The organism is Mesorhizobium sp. M5C.F.Ca.IN.020.29.1.1 (genome assembly GCF_003997375.1).
In the GTDB taxonomy this organism is placed as follows: Bacteria; Pseudomonadota; Alphaproteobacteria; order Rhizobiales; family Rhizobiaceae; genus Mesorhizobium; species Mesorhizobium wenxiniae.
In genome coordinates, this window is sequence record NZ_RZSW01000090.1 from 1 (window position 1) to 15,481 (window position 15,481).

Annotated in this window: 15 protein-coding genes and 2 pseudogenes; 12 read left to right on the plus strand and 5 right to left on the minus strand. The window is 62.0% G+C overall.

What is annotated here, in order from left to right:
- Positions 1-367, minus strand: a pseudogene (locus EOA85_RS10210) (cobalamin B12-binding domain-containing protein); the annotation flags it as partial.
- Between the two features lie 305 nt (positions 368-672).
- Here EOA85_RS10210 and EOA85_RS10215 point away from each other — a divergent pair.
- Together EOA85_RS10215 and EOA85_RS10220 are read left to right on the plus strand one after the other, a co-directional pair.
- Positions 673-1,233 carry a chromate transporter gene (locus EOA85_RS10215; protein ID WP_127209321.1) on the plus strand — a complete coding sequence of 187 codons (561 nt, stop codon included), beginning with the start codon at positions 673-675 and terminating at the stop codon, positions 1,231-1,233.
- Positions 1,218-1,482 (plus strand): annotated as a pseudogene (locus EOA85_RS10220) (Fe-Mn family superoxide dismutase); the annotation flags it as partial. The gene EOA85_RS10215 and the pseudogene EOA85_RS10220, both read left to right, overlap by 16 nt.
- A gap of 7 nt (positions 1,483-1,489) precedes the next feature.
- Here the strand turns inward: EOA85_RS10220 and EOA85_RS10225 are convergent.
- On the minus strand, positions 1,490-3,529 hold the full coding sequence (locus tag EOA85_RS10225) for a 4Fe-4S binding protein (protein WP_127209322.1): 2,040 nt from the start codon (positions 3,527-3,529) through the stop codon (positions 1,490-1,492).
- Between the two features lie 102 nt (positions 3,530-3,631).
- Between EOA85_RS10225 and EOA85_RS10230 the strand changes: the two genes are divergently transcribed.
- The 10 genes from EOA85_RS10230 (at position 3,632) to EOA85_RS10275 (ending at position 12,758) form a co-directional block, all read left to right on the plus strand.
- Positions 3,632-4,369 (plus strand): biotin/lipoate--protein ligase family protein, encoded by a 738-nt coding sequence (locus EOA85_RS10230; protein ID WP_127209323.1) that lies wholly within the window; start codon positions 3,632-3,634, stop codon positions 4,367-4,369.
- On the plus strand, positions 4,360-4,902 hold the full coding sequence (locus tag EOA85_RS10235) for a DUF6505 family protein (RefSeq protein WP_127209324.1): 543 nt from the start codon (positions 4,360-4,362) through the stop codon (positions 4,900-4,902). The genes EOA85_RS10230 and EOA85_RS10235 overlap by 10 nt, the downstream gene beginning before the upstream one ends.
- The gene (locus EOA85_RS10240) at positions 4,899-5,915 is read left to right on the plus strand and encodes a DUF6352 family protein (RefSeq protein ID WP_095518961.1); all 1,017 of its coding nucleotides are present in this window, start codon (positions 4,899-4,901) and stop codon (positions 5,913-5,915) included. The genes EOA85_RS10235 and EOA85_RS10240 overlap by 4 nt, the downstream gene beginning before the upstream one ends.
- 13 nt (positions 5,916-5,928) lie before the next feature.
- A complete protein-coding gene (locus tag EOA85_RS10245; protein ID WP_127209325.1) occupies positions 5,929-6,441 on the plus strand; it encodes a DUF3305 domain-containing protein in 513 nt (170 codons plus the stop codon).
- Positions 6,438-7,136, plus strand: coding sequence for a DUF3306 domain-containing protein (locus EOA85_RS10250; protein ID WP_127209326.1), 699 nt, complete (start codon positions 6,438-6,440; stop codon positions 7,134-7,136). Before EOA85_RS10245 ends, EOA85_RS10250 begins: the two co-directional genes overlap by 4 nt.
- Before the next feature lie 102 nt (positions 7,137-7,238).
- A complete protein-coding gene (locus tag EOA85_RS10255) occupies positions 7,239-7,910 on the plus strand; it encodes a molecular chaperone TorD family protein (RefSeq protein ID WP_164759582.1) in 672 nt (223 codons plus the stop codon).
- A 33-nt stretch (positions 7,911-7,943) separates the two neighbouring features.
- Positions 7,944-8,156, plus strand: a complete 213-nt coding sequence (locus tag EOA85_RS10260) for a formate dehydrogenase (RefSeq protein WP_127209327.1) — start codon at positions 7,944-7,946, stop codon at positions 8,154-8,156.
- A 7-nt stretch (positions 8,157-8,163) separates the two neighbouring features.
- Positions 8,164-11,076, plus strand: a complete 2,913-nt coding sequence (locus EOA85_RS10265) for a formate dehydrogenase subunit alpha (RefSeq protein ID WP_127209328.1) — start codon at positions 8,164-8,166, stop codon at positions 11,074-11,076.
- 15 nt (positions 11,077-11,091) lie between these two features.
- Positions 11,092-11,688: a formate dehydrogenase FDH3 subunit beta gene (gene fdh3B / locus EOA85_RS10270; RefSeq protein ID WP_127209329.1), complete on the plus strand. Its 597-nt coding sequence runs from the start codon at positions 11,092-11,094 to the stop codon at positions 11,686-11,688.
- Between the two features lie 53 nt (positions 11,689-11,741).
- Positions 11,742-12,758 (plus strand): formate dehydrogenase subunit gamma, encoded by a 1,017-nt coding sequence (locus EOA85_RS10275; protein ID WP_127209330.1) that lies wholly within the window; start codon positions 11,742-11,744, stop codon positions 12,756-12,758.
- Positions 12,759-12,872: 114 nt separating this feature from the next.
- On the opposite strand, the gene EOA85_RS10280 is transcribed toward EOA85_RS10275, so the two are convergent.
- From EOA85_RS10280 to EOA85_RS10290, 3 genes are all read right to left on the minus strand, one after another.
- Positions 12,873-13,094, minus strand: a complete 222-nt coding sequence (locus EOA85_RS10280; RefSeq protein WP_095518969.1) for a hypothetical protein — start codon at positions 13,092-13,094, stop codon at positions 12,873-12,875.
- Positions 13,095-13,139: 45 nt separating this feature from the next.
- Positions 13,140-13,811 (minus strand): hypothetical protein, encoded by a 672-nt coding sequence (locus EOA85_RS10285; RefSeq protein WP_127209331.1) that lies wholly within the window; start codon positions 13,809-13,811, stop codon positions 13,140-13,142.
- Between the two features lie 763 nt (positions 13,812-14,574).
- Complete coding sequence (locus tag EOA85_RS10290) at positions 14,575-14,892, minus strand: hypothetical protein (RefSeq protein ID WP_127209332.1); 318 nt, start codon at positions 14,890-14,892, stop codon at positions 14,575-14,577.
- Positions 14,893-15,481 lie beyond the last annotated feature (589 nt).

Consider the following 15,481-nt stretch of genomic DNA (forward strand, 5'->3'; position numbering starts at 1 on the left):
CCACTACGTCCACATCGCGGGAGGCAAGCCAAGGCTCCGCCGCCTCAGGCGTCGCCAATTCAGGCCCACCGGCGACGATTTTGATCACCGGAAATAGCCTTCGGGTAATCGCGGCAAGCTCGCGGTAGGCGAGGTTGTTCCACAGATAAATCGAGAAGCAGATTATGTCGGGCTTCACGGCGTCAATTTTCGCCAGGTAACGCCAGATTTCCGAGTTCTTCCGCTCGTAGTGGGAAAGGCGCGCCCAATCGAGGTCGATCATTTCCACCTGGCAAGCGAGGAGCTGGCTGTTACCCTGCAATTCAGCGGCAAGGCCATAGGTCGCAAGGGGGAACTCTATAGAGATCGACGTCAGGAGTATTTTCATCCGCGCAAGCCACGAGCAATGACGGCTTCACTTTGAGGACAAATGCACCGGCCGCACTTCGGAAGGTCCCGCCCGACCAAATTCGTAATTGTCATTTCAGCACAGCAACGGTGGCACTCGCAATGCCGTTCCAATTCGGTCGTCGAAAGCGAGCGCAATATCGCTGCTTGATCTTGAAATATAAGCTTACATTATAAGCGATCGATAGTCAAAGAACTTCGCAGTCCGTCGAGAAAGGTATCCAAAGACGCAAATAATAATTATCTCAATATTTCTTTAAAACTTTCTAGTGTGCCGAGAGGCGGATCACGTCACGCCGGACCGGTAGGGAATGTCGACGACGCGCTGGATTTCCGGGTCTACCACAACTTTCTCATACCGATGCGGTAGGCAACGGCTGGATGACCGACGCGCAGTTCCTGAACGGGCTTGCGCTCTCCGGCATCCTCCTCGCTCCCCTTATTATTTTCTGTACCTTCGTTGGCTACTTCGGGGGCGGCCCGCTCAGCGCGGTCGCCATGACTGTCCGCATCTTCCTGCCTGCCTTCGGCTTCTCGCTGCTCCTGCATGACCGCCTGGGGAAAGTGGTCGAGAACCGGGTGCTGCACAGCTTCCTCGAAGGAGTCGCCGCCTGGGTGGTCGGACTGATCGCCGCGACAACAGTCGAACTAGCGGTCACGCTCGTCCAGCGGCTGCCGTCACTCCCGGCCGGCCTGCTGGTTTTCGTGGTGGCTCTTGCGGTCCTGTATATGTGGAAATCCAAGATGAATGTTGTGCTGGCAGTGCTCGGCGCGTGCTGCGGTGAGAGCACGAATACCTGTGGTGGGCGCCTGCCGGCGCGGGTCAAGGAATGTCGGAGAGGCTGATCGTCAGCCATTACAAGAACAACTATGGCGGCGATTTCGGATCCTTCGATCGCTCGCGGGGAGTTTTCCGCCATGGCCTGGGCGCAGGGCGGCGGTTCGGGCTGGGTGCTGCTCACCTACTCGTCGCGGGACCGTAAGCTGGTAAATGCCTGGGCCGCCGATCACACCACGACCATCGCCGGCGGTGTCCCGAACCTCGCTTTCGACATGTACAAGCACACCTATCACATCGATTTCGGCGCGAAGGCCCTAGGGCTCAGACCGCCTTATCGCTCGAGGCCTTACGCTGCCGCTGATAGTCTTCCGTGGTTCGCGGCGGCGAGCGACCAGGGCCGGCATAAGGATCGAAGCCCTCATCCATGGCCGCATCGACACGGCAATTGTCGCACATCCGTACAAGGTCGAGCCGCCGTGCGTTCTCGCCTGCAAACATCCAGTGTTTGCCTTCGAGCTTGGCGACGATCCGCTCGACAGTGCTCCTTGTGCCGAACGGCTTCGCGCAGCGGATGCAGTTGTACGGCTCCTCTTGCTTCACGACCCGGCTGCGAGCGCCCCATGCCTGAAAATCCACCTGCGGCGTCAAGGTGATGACCTTCTCCGGGCAGGTCGCGGCGCAAAGGCCGCACTGCACGCAGGCGCTCTCGGAAAAATATAAGGCCGGCTGCTGCTCGCTGTCGGAAAGCGCCCCCGTTGGACAGGCCGATACACAAGAGAGGCAGAGCGTGCAGCCGTCGACATTGACGTCCAGGCCGCCGAACGGAGCTCCAGCAGGCAACGCCACGCGGTCGACCGGCGTCGGCGCAGCTCGATGGAGCTCGACCATGGTGCTCGTCAGCAAGCTGCGCTTCTTGCCGATGGGCAGGAATGCCGCCGGGCGCCGCGACGCAACGTCTAGGGTAATCATGTCGAGCGCCAAGGCGAGGATGTCGGGATCGTCCGCTTCGATCAATCCGCAGACCTCGGCGCCATAACCTAGAGACTGGCTCAAAAGATTGGCGATCGCGATGTTTGCGGCAATTCCGGTAAGCTCATGCCTGGGCTTGGCCGACGACAGAGCCCTTACAGCGCAAGCGCCCCAAGCGACTGGCGCGGTCCACGCCTCGACCCCTAACTGGGTTGTCTCGTTCACGGCGACCGGCAGGACATTTGCGGGCAGACCCGCGCCGAACCGGGCGAGTGCGTCGATCAGCGGCTCGCCGTGGCCGAGGTCATGGAAAAGAACGACCGCATCGAGGCCGCCCGCCTCCCGATAGGTGAAAAGAAGCGTCCGCAGCCGCCGAAGCAGCGATTCTGCATCCGGCACGGCGTAGGCGGCAGCACCCGTGGGACATGCCGCCGCGCAGCTGCCGCAGCCGGCGCATACTTCCGCATTGATCGCGACGTGGTTGCCGGCAGGCGTTATCGCCCCTGTCGGGCACAGGTCGAGGCACCGCGTGCAGCCGGTGATGCGCGATCTCGAATGGGCGCACAGATCGGCGGAGAAATCGATGAAGCGCGGCTTGTCGAACTCGCCCACCAAGTCGGCAGCCCTTGCGATCGCAGTGGCGACGGAGGCGCGATCGCCGGGATCGGCCTTCACGTAGCCGTCGCGCAATTCATGGGCAGGAAAAAGCGGAACTCCGCCGGAGAGATCAAGGATGATGTCGGCGTTCGAGACGGCTCCATCGCGCGATATCCCGAAGCGAAGCCGATCGCGCGAAGATGGATTGGGCGCCGCGAAATCGTCGACCGTCAGCTCGAAGGCGCCGAGATGCCCGCGCGCTTTGCGGATCGTGCCCTGCATGACGGGAAAATCCCAGACCCGGTGCGGCGCAATTTCGCCCGGACGGCTAAGCAACACCGTGACGTCCAGCTTCTCGGCAAGTTGCCGGCCCGCATCGATCGCCGTCGAGTCGCAGCCATAGACCAGGACGACACCATTGCTCGAAAGCGTAACGAGCGCGGGCGCCGAAGCGGGTTCGGCCGCCATAGCGAGCAGGGCCGCCGCTTTCGGGCCGGCAGCAGCAGCGCCTTGCGACCAGCCCCCCGTCTCGCGAATGTTTGCGAAAACCAGATCGCCTGCGAAACCGAGTTCCTCGGCGAGCTCGCCGAAAAGCGGCGCCTGTTGCGTGCAGCTGATGGTGACTGCTCCGCCGCTGCTCAGGGCGCTGCGCACCCGGTCGAGCTCCGCGCCACAGAACTGGTCCCCCGCCTCGACCCGTGCGCCCGGGCATCCGCGGGCGACGCTGGCGCCGAAGCCCGGCATGCTCCGCTCGCAGGAGCAGACCAGGACCGTGGGTTGTTTGGCCAGGCTCATTCCGACTCCCGTGGCATCTTCCTTGCCCACGCGGTAGCGCCTCTTCCTTGGAAGTATTATAAAGACATTACAGTCGCCGTCATCAAAATATGGATCGGCACTATGCGCCCATCTGTCAGCGACCTCCAACTGCCACCGCCTTACAGCCTCGTGCCGCTGAGAGAGGCTGGCGACGCCTTCGCGCATGCCTGCGCGATCGCGGCAGAGGAAGGCGCAGGCACGCTCGCCTGGGTGCGCCGCTACGATCTGGCCGAATTCGCCGTGGTGCTTGAGCCTGAGGAGCCCCTGGAGGAAGCGCGTCGCGCGATCTATGCAGGCATGAACGCGCTCGCCGATGCGCTTGCCGTCCATGCTCCGCCGTCGCGGCCCATCACCTTCGACTGGCCAGGCACTATTCGCGTCGACGGAGTTCTCGTCGGCGGCGCCCGCCTGGGCTGGCCGGAAGGGGCACGGGAGCACGAAATCCCCGACTGGCTCGTCTTCTCAGGCATGATCCGCACTGCCGTCATCCGCGCCGACGAACCCGGTCTGCGTCCGCTGCTTGGCGCGCTTGACGAACTAGGCTTCGCTGCGCTCGATGCCGGTGAGATCGTCGCGAGCTTCTCCCGCCATCTGATGGCCGCATTACACGAATGGAGCGACACCGGCTTCGGTTCGATCGCCAGCCGCTGGCTCGACCGGCTGCCCCGAAAGGGCGATGAGCATACAGAGCTTGCCGGTAACGGAGATCTACTGATTTCCCATATGGCCTCTCAAAGGCTTGGCGAGCGAAAAAGACTGGCCGAAGCGCTTGCCAGGCCTTCCTGGCTCGATCCGAGGACGGGAACGCCATGGATTTGAAGCTGCCGCGAACGATCCGTCTCGATGCTTCGGACACGTTTGTCTATTCGCGCGCTGCAGGACCAGGCGAATGGGCGGTGACCGGCACCTTCCTGTTCTTCGGCGCCGATACCGCCACGCTTTCCGGCAAGGATCGGCAGGCGTTCCGCGCCGGGTTCCTCGGCATTGACAGCTTCGGCTGGTCCACCCTCGTCGTGGTCACGGACGCGACCGCGCTTGACCGCGCGGCAGCCGTCGATCGGCTGGCCGAGCAGCTTGTGGTGCGATGCGGTGCGCCGGACATCGAAACGGCGCGCGTCGCCGCCGAAGAGGAGATCGCCTTCGCGCAATCGCTGTGCGACCACCCGCCGAACACGCTGATTGGGGTCAACCGCACCAGCGAACAGGCCCGCATCCGAGAGTCGTTCCGCACCCTGCATCGTAAGGCGAGCCGGCTGGAGCCGGCAACGGCATTCCGCTTCGTCGAAATCGAGGGTGAAGACGCGTCGACGGAAAAGTTCGATCTCTTCGCATTCGCCGGGAGGCAGAAGTGAAGGATTTCTGGATTTCCTCCGGTCATCACCTTCTCGACAGAGATGAGGCCGGGCGCCTGCTCGTGACCGACTCCTTTCTGAAGGCATATTTTGCCCGGCCAGAGCTTCTCCCCCCCGAATCCGCCTGCCCGGCGGAGTTGCGCCTGCATCACGAACTTTTGATGCATCATCCGCGCCGGCCGGTCGCAAAGGAGGAGATCGCCGCCTTGGAGGATCCGGATGCGCGCGAGAACTGGCAGTTCATGATTGCCTTTCGCGATCATGTGCTGGCCGCTCCCTCACTCGAAGCCGCATACCTCGCGCTGGCGCGCGGCTCGGCGGAAAATATCCCCCCGCTGTTCATGAACCAGCTTGCCCAGGTCGTGCTGCGCAATGCGCTGGACGGTCAGCATGACGCCTGCGTTCTGCGAGCCGCCGAGCTGTTTTATCGGCCGCAACGCGTGACGTCTCACGAGGGGGCTGTGCTTCTCGCCGATGCCGAAACAATCGAACTGCATGAACAGAACCGCCATGCCTCGCCGCTCCTCAACATGCTTGGTGGTCCAGCTGTCACGGAACTCGAGATACTCGACGATAAGAATCCCGAGAGTTACTTCGCCAGGAGCGACGCTTTCGATATGGTGCTCAAGCTCGGCAGCGCCCGGAGTCCGGCCCGGCGCGGCCTTGCGACCGCAATGGAGATCTGGATTCGCCATCTTGTTGCAGTGGGCGTGGAGATCGAGCCGGTGGAGCGGATCGAGGACGAGGACTGGGCCTGGTTCGTCGGCCTCGACGCCGAAGCGACCCGCATCGGCAATACGCTCTGGGCCGGCGGCGAACTCGACGCGGAGACAGCAAAGCGCGTCGTTGCACTATTCCGGCTCAGCTTTTCCGACACAGGCGAAGTTCAGCCGGCAGTGGGCGCCAGGCCCGTCTGGCTCATAATGGCCATGACCGCCGACCGAACGATCCGCATGAAGCCGCAGAACCTCATCGCAGGCCTGCCGTTTCGCGCCCCGGGGACGGTGAATTAGGAGGTTTGGTGCCATGATGCGGGAGACTGCGGAAGTCGGGGTGATCGTCGAGCGACGGGCTCTGAACAGCCCGTGGGTCGACCATGTCTGGGTGCCCGTGGCCGTGCTGGCGGGCGCGCCGTGCGCGGCGCCATGGTCAGTGCTGCACGAATCCGACGGCCTGACGCGTTTCTATGCCGGAACTTTCAAGCTCGAGCTCTTCGGGTGCGACACGGGCATGTACCGGGACAACCTCCGTTCGGGGCGGCCTAGCCTCTGGATCGCGCTCCGGTCGAGCCCTGCTCCACCCGGAGTTGTGCTGCACCTGGTGACCGCTGACCCTTTCGAAGGCGAGTCGCTGACAGAGGCTGGTCCCGACATCATCGAGGCCGTGCCTATGCCGATCGAGCTTCAGCAATGGGTGGCCGCCTTCATCGAGACGCATCACGTTGAGCGTCCCTTCATCAAGCGCAAGCGCGATCGGGCGGACAGCAATGCCCTGGCGAGGCGCGGTCCTCGCTCCGGAACGATGGATGATGCCGAATGAGCGCGGGAAATGACAATGTCTTCGCCCGCTGGTCGCGCCGAAAACAGGCGGCGCGTTACAGCGCGACTGCGGAGCCGCAGAAGGATCAGCTTGCGCCTGACGAAGCTGTGGCGCCGGCGGGTGTTGGGGAGCAGCTTGCACGAGCAATTGCGGAGCCGGAGGCCGCCGAGCCTGCCGAGCCCCTCCCCCGTGTTGAGGATTTGACCGCCGAAAGCGACCTTTCAGCCTTCCTGCGCAAAGGCGTGCCCAAGATGTTGAAGCGCGCCGCATTGCGCAGGATGTGGTCGCTCGATCCGGCAATTCGTGATCATATAGGGCCTTCCGAATATGCCTGGGACTTCAATAGGCCGGGATCCATGGCGGGATTCAGCCCCTTGAAAGAATCCAGCGAACCTGTCGTGGATTTCCTGTCGACGTTGAGCGGCGGCAACCCGGCCGACCCAGCAGGCGCCGCCATGGCTTCGGAGGCACCGGAGAAGGCGCCTGCGCCCACCGTCGTCTTGGCGGACGAGGACGCGAACGCACCCGATGCTTCGCAGGCTGTTACGCCGGACAGTTCGATCGAGCCGGCAATCCGTCCATCCCCTTCGGCCGACGTGGCCGAAACCGGCGCCGGCCGCGACGAAGCTGCCGGCGCCGCGGAATCATCCCCGATTAATCGCCAGCGGCGCCATGGCGGCGCCGTGCCGCGCTGATCTGGATATGTGGCCATTTTGGCACAGTTGCTGTTGCAATTGCCGGGCGGGGGACTAGTATTATTTTACCCACTCGTTGAGGGGCACGGTCGAGGTCAGTAGATGAACCCAGACTTGCGCCTAGAGGAGGCAACCGGCACGTCGCGCGGAGCTGACGCTCTGGTTCCCGGCGTTAGAGATGCTGACGTCGACGACGTGAACAGCGCACGCGCGGATGAGTACGCGCTGCTCGCCACGCTTCTCCTGGCCGCTCCGGATGCAAACCTTATGGCGCGGCTTTCCGGTTTGCGGGGCGACACCGAGACGCCGCTCGGCCTTGCTCATGCGGCACTCGGCCAGGCCGCGGCTTCGGCCTCCCCGGCAGCGGTCAGTCGCGAGTATTTCGAGCTCTTCATCGGGGTCGGGCGCGGCGAACTCCTTCCCTACGCCTCATACTACCTGACGGGCTTTCTCAATGAACGGCCGCTTGCCCGTCTACGCGGGGACATGAAGCGCCTCGGCCTTGAACGCGCCGACGGTCATTTTGACCCGGAAGATCATCTCGGCACGCTATTCGAGATCATGAGCGGCTTTGCCGCCACACATTTCGTGGTTCCCGCTGGCGATGAGCGGGACTTCTTTGAACGTCACATCGCGCCCTGGGCGAGCCGCTTCTTCGCCGATCTGGAAAACGCGGCCTCGGCCAGGTTTTACCGGGTAGTGGGCGTGTTGGGGCGGATTTTCATCGACATCGAAGCGGAAGGCTTCGCCATGGAGGCGCGACGAAGCTCATGACGTGATCGCGTCGACAGATAGGGAGGATGGCAGATGCAGGAAAAGAAACAGACGGCAATGAACCGCCGCAATTTCCTTCGCGCCTTCGGCGGCGCGTCCACGACCGCCGTGGCCGCCGTGACGCTCAGCCCCGGAGAAGCGCAAGCTTATGCTCCCGGCGAGGAGGAGACGAGGGCCCGCTACCGCGAGACCGAGCACGTCAAGGCATTCTACCGTGTGAACGGTTATGAGACGTTGAAGAAGTGAGAGCGCCATGCTGACCAAGCGCAAGAGCGGTCAGGCGAACCGCACAAGATTGCACACGCTGATGGGAACGGTCGCCTCCGCTCCCATCGACCGGCGAACCTTCCTTCGCCGTTCCGGTCTCGTGGCCGGCGGGATGGCTGTAATCGGGTCGTTCCAGCTCGGCACCGTTCAAAAGGCGGCGGCCATCAGTCCGCCGCAGCCGGGCGAGCCCATCGAACTCAAGAAAAGCGTCTGCACCCATTGCGCGGTCGGCTGCACCGTTACCGCCGAAGTCCAGAACGGGGTTTGGACCGGTCAGGAGCCTTCGTGGGCCAGCCCGATCAACCGTGGCTCCCATTGCGCCAAGGGAGCAAGCGTACGCGAACTCGTACACAGCGACCGCCGACTGAAATACCCGATGAAGCTCACCGCCGGGCAGTGGGAGCGGGTCTCCTGGGACGACGCGATCAATGGGATTGGCGACAAACTGCTCGAGATCCGTGAAAAGTCCGGCCCGGAATCCGTCTACTGGATGGGGTCGGCCAAGTTTTCCAACGAAGGCACCTATCTCTTCCGCAAGCTCGCGGCCCTGTGGGGAACAAACAATCAGGACCACCAGGCCCGCATCTGTCATTCGACGACCGTCGCCGGCGTAGCCAACACCTGGGGCTACGGCGCGATGACGAACTCGTTCAACGATATTCGCAATTCAAAGACCATGATCATCATGGGCGGCAACCCGGCTGAGGCGCATCCGATAGCGATGCAGCATTTGCTGGAAGGCAAGGAACTCAACAAGGCCAATCTGATCGTCATCGATCCCCGTTTCACGCGCACCGCCGCCCATGCGACCGAGTATGTCCGGTTCCGGTCCGGCACTGACATAGCGCTGCTGTGGGGCATGCTTTGGCACATCTTCGAGAACGGCTGGGAGGACAAGGAATTCATCGCGCAGCGCGTCTACGGGATGGATGAGGTCCGCAAGGAAGTCGCCAAGTACACGCCAGAGGAGGTGGAGCAGATCACCGGCGTGCCTGGGGACCAGGTGAAGCGCGTCGCCGAGCTGTTCGCCACGCAGAAGCCGTCGACGATGATCTGGTGCATGGGCCAGACACACCACACGGTTGGTACCGCCAATACGCGCGCGAGCTGCATCCTGTGTCTTGCCACCGGCAATGTCGGCAAGCCGGGTACTGGCGCGAACATCTTCCGGGGCCATGACAATGTACAGGGCGCGACGGATATCGGGCTCGATGTGGTCACCCTGCCCTTCTATTACGGGTTGACGGAAGGCGCCTGGAAGCATTGGTCTCGCGTCTGGGAGATTCCCTACGAGGACCTGTTGAGCCAGTTCGACTCGAAGGAAGCCATGGAAACCCCGGGCATACCGCTGACAAGGTGGTTCGATTCCGTCTCGCTGCCCAAGGACAAGATAGGGCAGCGCGACAGCATGCGTGCTATGTTCATTCAGGGCCACGCCAGCAACAGTATCGCTCGTATTCCGGAATCGATGAAGGGCCTGACAGGCCTGGAGTTGCTTGTTGTCGCCGATCCCCATCCCACGACCTGGGCATCACTGGCGGTGGAAGCGGGGCGTCAGGACAACACTTATCTCTTGCCTGTCTGTACGCAGTTCGAGACGTCAGGCTCGCGCGTCGCCTCAAATCGGGCCATCCAGTGGGGCGAGCAGATCGTCAAGCCGAGCTTCGAGCAGAAGGACGACTACCAAGTCATCTATCTCTTGTCGAAGAAGCTCGGGCTTGCCGACAAGATGTTCAAGAAAATAGCCGTCGAGGGAGACCGGCCGGTGCCCGAGGAGGTGCTGCGCGAGATGAACCGCGGGAGCTGGTCAACGGGCTATTGCGGTCAATCGCCGGAGCGCCTCAAGGCGCATATGAAGAACCAGCACAAGTTCGACCTGGTGACGATGCGGGCTCCGAAGGATGATCCCGAGGTCGGTGGCGACTATTACGGCCTGCCTTGGCCATGTTGGGGCAAGCCGGAGATCCGCCACCCGGGTACGGCCAATCTTTACAGCACCGGCCTGCATGTCATGGACGGCGGTAGCCCGTTCCGCGCCCGCTTCGGCGTCGAACGCAACGGCAAGACCCTCCTGGCGGAAGGTTCGTACACGCAAGGCTCGGAACTCACCGACGGCTATCCGGAGTTCACCATGGCCGTGCTTAAGAAACTCGGCTGGGACAAGGATCTGACCGCGGAAGAACTCGCCGTGATCGAAACGATCGGCGACGACATCAACAAGGTCTCGTGGTCGACAGACCTGTCAGGCGGCATCCAGCGCGTCGTACTCAGCCATGGCTGCCATCCCTACGGCAACGGCAAAGCTCGCGCAGTAGCGTGGAACCTGCCCGACCCAGTGCCGACCCATCGCGAGCCGATCTACTCGCCGAAGGTGGACCTGGTCGCAAAATATCCGACCTATCCCGACGCCACACAGTTCCGGCTGCCGAACATAGGGTTCAGCGTGCAGCAGGCCGCGGTGGAAAAGGGCATCGCCAAGACGTTCCCGCTGATCCTGACCAGCGGCCGGCTCGTCGAATATGAAGGCGGGGGCGAGGAAACGCGGTCGAACAGATGGCTGGCCGAGCTGCAGCAGGAGATGTTCGTTGAGATCAACCCGGCCGATGCGGCCGAACGCGGCATCGGCGATGGAACCTGGGTTTGGGTGAATGGTGCGGAGAACAACTCGAGGGCGCGGGTGAAGGCGCTGGTCACGGAGCGCGTCGGCCGGGGCGTCGCTTTCATGCCCTTCCACTTCGGCGGCTGGTTCCAGGGTAAGGATCTGCGGGCTCACTATCCGCAGGGCTCCGATCCATATGTTCTGGGAGAGAGCGCCAACAGCATCACCACCTACGGCTACGACCCGGTGACGGGCATGCAGGAGCCGAAGTGCACGCTCTGCCAAATCGTAGCAGCGTGAACGGGAGGAACAGAAATGGCCCGGATGAAATTCCTTTGCGACGCTGATCGTTGCATTGAGTGCAATGCCTGCGTCACCGCCTGCAAGAACGAGCACGACGTGCCTTGGGGCATCAACCGCCGCCGCGTTGTCACCATCAATGACGGCAAGCCCGGCGAACGCTCCGTCTCGATGGCGTGCATGCATTGCACCGACGCGCCCTGCGCGGCGGTCTGTCCGGTCGACTGCTTCTACACCACGGCCGACGCGGTGGTGCTCCACTCCAAGGATCTGTGCATCGGGTGCGGCTATTGCTTCTACGCCTGCCCGTTCGGCGCGCCGCAATATCCTCGTGTGGGCAACTTCGGTTCGCGCGGCAAGATGGACAAATGCACCTTCTGCGCCGCCGGCCCGGAAGAGGATTCCACCGAAATTGAATATGCCAAGTACGGCGCCAACCGGCTGGCTGAAGGCAAGCTGCCGCTTTGCGCCGAAATGTGTTCAACCAAGTCGCTCCTGGCCGGCGACGGGGAGATCATCGCGGCGATCTACAAGGAGCGTGTGACGCAACGTGGCTATGGTTCGGGAGCCTGGGGCTGGCAGACGGCCTATCGAGAAACAATCGACGTGTAGGAGGCAGTCGGGCTCGTCCCGCGCGCAACGGAGCTATCACGGAGGACGCAGAAATGCCGGAGATCAGGCTTGGTCGAGTGACGCCGCATGCTATCGCAGCGTTGATGACGCTCACGCTGCTGGTCGCAGCGCCTGTCTACGCGCAAGCCCCATCCGGGAGCAACCCGACCGCACAGGCTGTGAGCGAACGGCAGCTTCTTGATGAGCTGCAAAAGATCGAGGGGCGCGTCACCCTGCCCAATACAGCCGCCGGCTTGCTCGAGCAACCGCAAGGCCGCGATTACCGCAGCTTCCACGAGGGCTGGCTGCCGTGGATCGGCGGCATCGCGATACTCGGCATTTTGCTGCTGCTAGCGCTGTTCTATTTCTACAGGGGCCGCATCCGCACACTGGCGCCCGAATCGAGCGTAAGGATTTTGCGCTTCGGTGCTCTGGAGCGGCTAACCCACTGGATGACTGCCACGGCGTTCATCATCCTAGCCATCACCGGCCTGAACTTTATCTTCGGCAAGCGTCTGCTGATGCCGCTGATCGGGGCCGATGCATTTTCAACCTGGTCGATTTGGGCGAAATACGCCCACGACTTCGTCGCGTGGGCGTTTATGCTCGGCATATTAGTCATGCTGGTGACATGGGCCTGGGACAACCTTCCGGATCGCCATGACGCTCATTGGCTCAGAGTCGGCGGCGGCTTTTTCGACAAAACCAACAGGACGCATCCGCCGGCCGGACGTTTCAATACCGGCCAGAAGCTCATCTTCTGGGCTGTCGTCCTGGGCGGAATTGCGATGTCGGTATCGGGCATATTCATGCTGTTTCCGTTCGCATTCGCCGACATAAACGGCATGCAGACGGCCCAGTATATTCATGCGACTGTGGGCATAATTTTGATCGCTGTTCTTATCGCTCACATTTATATCGGCACGCTCGGGATGGAAGGCGCCTATGAAGCAATGGGTTCGGGCACGGTCGATTTGAACTGGGCGAAGGAGCATCATAGCCTTTGGGTTGAAGGGCAGGAGGCGAAAGATACAATACAGCCACGCTCGGCGGCCGAAGCGGCCGAATAGTGCTTCTGCGCAAAACCGAAATGCGCGGGTCCTTGGTCCGGGCATTTCTGGCATCCTCGTTGGGCTTTCATTGCGCGAGGCGGTGCCTTCGAACCCACGTCAACGAGCGAAGGGCTAGGAAGGCGTCTCCTCCCCGCCCGCGGCTGCGGTGGAGTTGTCGCCCGGCTCGCCCGTCCAGTTTTGACCAACCAGATTGTGTCCCGGATCGCCCACGCGAGTGCTCTCGCTGCTGTAAACCTGCCATGCTGGCTGTTGCTGCTGCGCGCTCAGAAGAAAATAGCCCGCCCCGAGCGCAATTGCGATCGAAACGACAATTCCGGTCAAGATCATACCCATCCCGCCTTCTCCCTTTCTCACCTGCTCAAAGTCGCAGTCATGCTCTCATTTCGGCGTCTGCGTCTGCTGCGCTGGATCCTGTCCCGTCGCAGGTGGATTGCCAGATCCGGATGACTGGGGGACCTCACCGGATTTTTGCTGAAACTGCAGGTCGAGCGCCGCCAGTGAAAGCAACGGCGGCGGAATGGCGACGCCGGCCACTCTCATTTGCCGCGCGGTCTTCTGGCATTGTGCAATGTCATTGGCGGCGGCCAGTTCCTCCGCTTTCGCGACATCTATCACGGAATCCTTGGGGGTGCTCGACGTATCGGACGGGGGCAACGGCGCGGCCCTGCTTTCCTTCTGGGGCGCGTTCGTGGCCGATCCGCTGGCCACCTTCTCCTTGTTCGGTTGTGGAGAGTCGCTGGCAACTCCAGATTGCCCCGTAATTTTTTGCGCCGAGCCCGTTCCGGTCTCCGGCTTGGCGGGCGCGGCTGCGCTGCTAGTAGATGTGCCAGCTTGCTGAGCCGGGGCAGCAGCGGTCGGGGTAGCCGCTTCGGCAGGCGCCTTCATGAAGGCGAGGAGCTCTTGGCAGAGATTTGCGGGCCCGCCTGCCTGCTGGGCAACAGGCATAGCAGTGTCGGCTGCTGGAGCCGTAGCCTCGGGGGCAGTGCTCGTCTGCGCCAGCGATGTTGACGCCGACAGCGCGACGATTCCTGCGAGAACCATTTCTTTCATCGCTTTGCTCCTTCCCTAATGAAAGTCACCCGCTTGGCTGACAACATAACGCCGGAGGGTGCCCGAACGATCCATGGACTTGCAAGGCCTAACCTGCCCCGCAATTCGGCCGTGGTCTCGCCCGCGGCCTTCATGGATTTTTGGCGCAACGCATGCACCCCGCCCCCGCAGCAGAACCTGAAACGCGGCCCTGGAGGCGTTACGGCGACCTTTCGGACCTGAGAAAGCCGACATGTGCTAACGTTCTGTCGATATCGTGATGGGCGACGCCGATCAGCGGCAGTCGAGCTACCGCCTGCTCACGCCCCGAATGGGATCTTGATCAAACGTCGCCAAGGTATCGCGGCAGGGTGTAAGCAATGATCGAATCGCCTGCCTCGGTGCCGGTTGATCTGTGGCCGCCGGTCACCAGACCAGGTCCTGACGCCCGTCCGCACCCTGGGAGGTAAAGGGGGTTGCCCTGTCCGCCGGCCGTAGTAAACAGCGACGCCGACCAGGTCATCGTCGCCAAGCTGGCAACCACCATCCAGGAGCGCTGCCGGCTATTTCGTACGTGAGCGGAGGCCTCGAAAGTCCGCAGATCGCAGCCTGGTGTGCGAGATTCTAGAGGGTGGCGAGGCCGCCTTTCCAGACGATCCGAGGCCGCGACCGCTTTCTCCACTGGGTACAAAGCATGCCATTAGTAAGGAGATCGATGGTTGCTATCGCGGCCGTCTAGTGTCGCAGTCCGACATGTTCTCGCTTGTTGGCTTTTCTAGCTCGCCTAATATTCACGTGGATGACTCGTCTGTTTCGTCAGCTGGCCAACTTCTTCAGAATTGCTTTCATCGACGCCAAGCAAGTAAGACCAAGCAGCGTCATAGGCGGCCAGCTTTATCTGTGAAAGCGCAACTTGCCGCTCGGAGTAGTTAGAAATCAGTGCGCCCGAAGCTTGCCCATGAGCTAGGACGGCGGCAGACACCCCGGTCAACAAAGCCAAGAAAACTACGCGTTTTACCGATGCACTTCCTCTCATTCCTTTCTCCAGCAATCCAATATCGTGGCGATTATATCGATCTAACGTTAAGCCGGTCGCCTTCACATAGCAAGTGCAAAGGCGCAAAGCTCGGCGCCAGCTTCGGGTGTTTCGGTCTACATCGTAAGTAGTCAGGCTCGGTGTTTCGACACGCGAAGCACAGTGGACAAGAGCGCATCCTCTCCTAGTGGCGGGCTAAGCCATTCGCCTAACGCCTTGGTTGGCGGCAAAGAGATTTGCCCAACGCGCGACCTAGTCAACTTCTACCGCTGCAACCGCTTTTGTAGGGTCTAGTCGTAGCGCTGATAGAGAAGCGCATCAGCGCACAGCGTGCTTCATCCAGCTTCACCAAACCCCCTTTTGCGAAATTGTGTGCAGGGCCGGGACCTGAACAACTGTGAGAGATTAAGCAAGCAGTCGGTGCACTGTTGATCGGCACGGCGGGGAACGATTAGCGCTCCCTGCCCGGCGGAGACCATCCGTGCCGTCTTCGAGCCTGTAGACGGCCGGTGCGAATGGTCCCTGGAAGCGGAGGGGACTCGCCTACGCCTAACGCTATCCGCCCAAAGTGGGTGACGAATGAGTCTCATGCGAACAAGGACCAACGCGACACTGGCGGCGCCGACGGTCATCTACATGGTAGCATTCTTCGTCG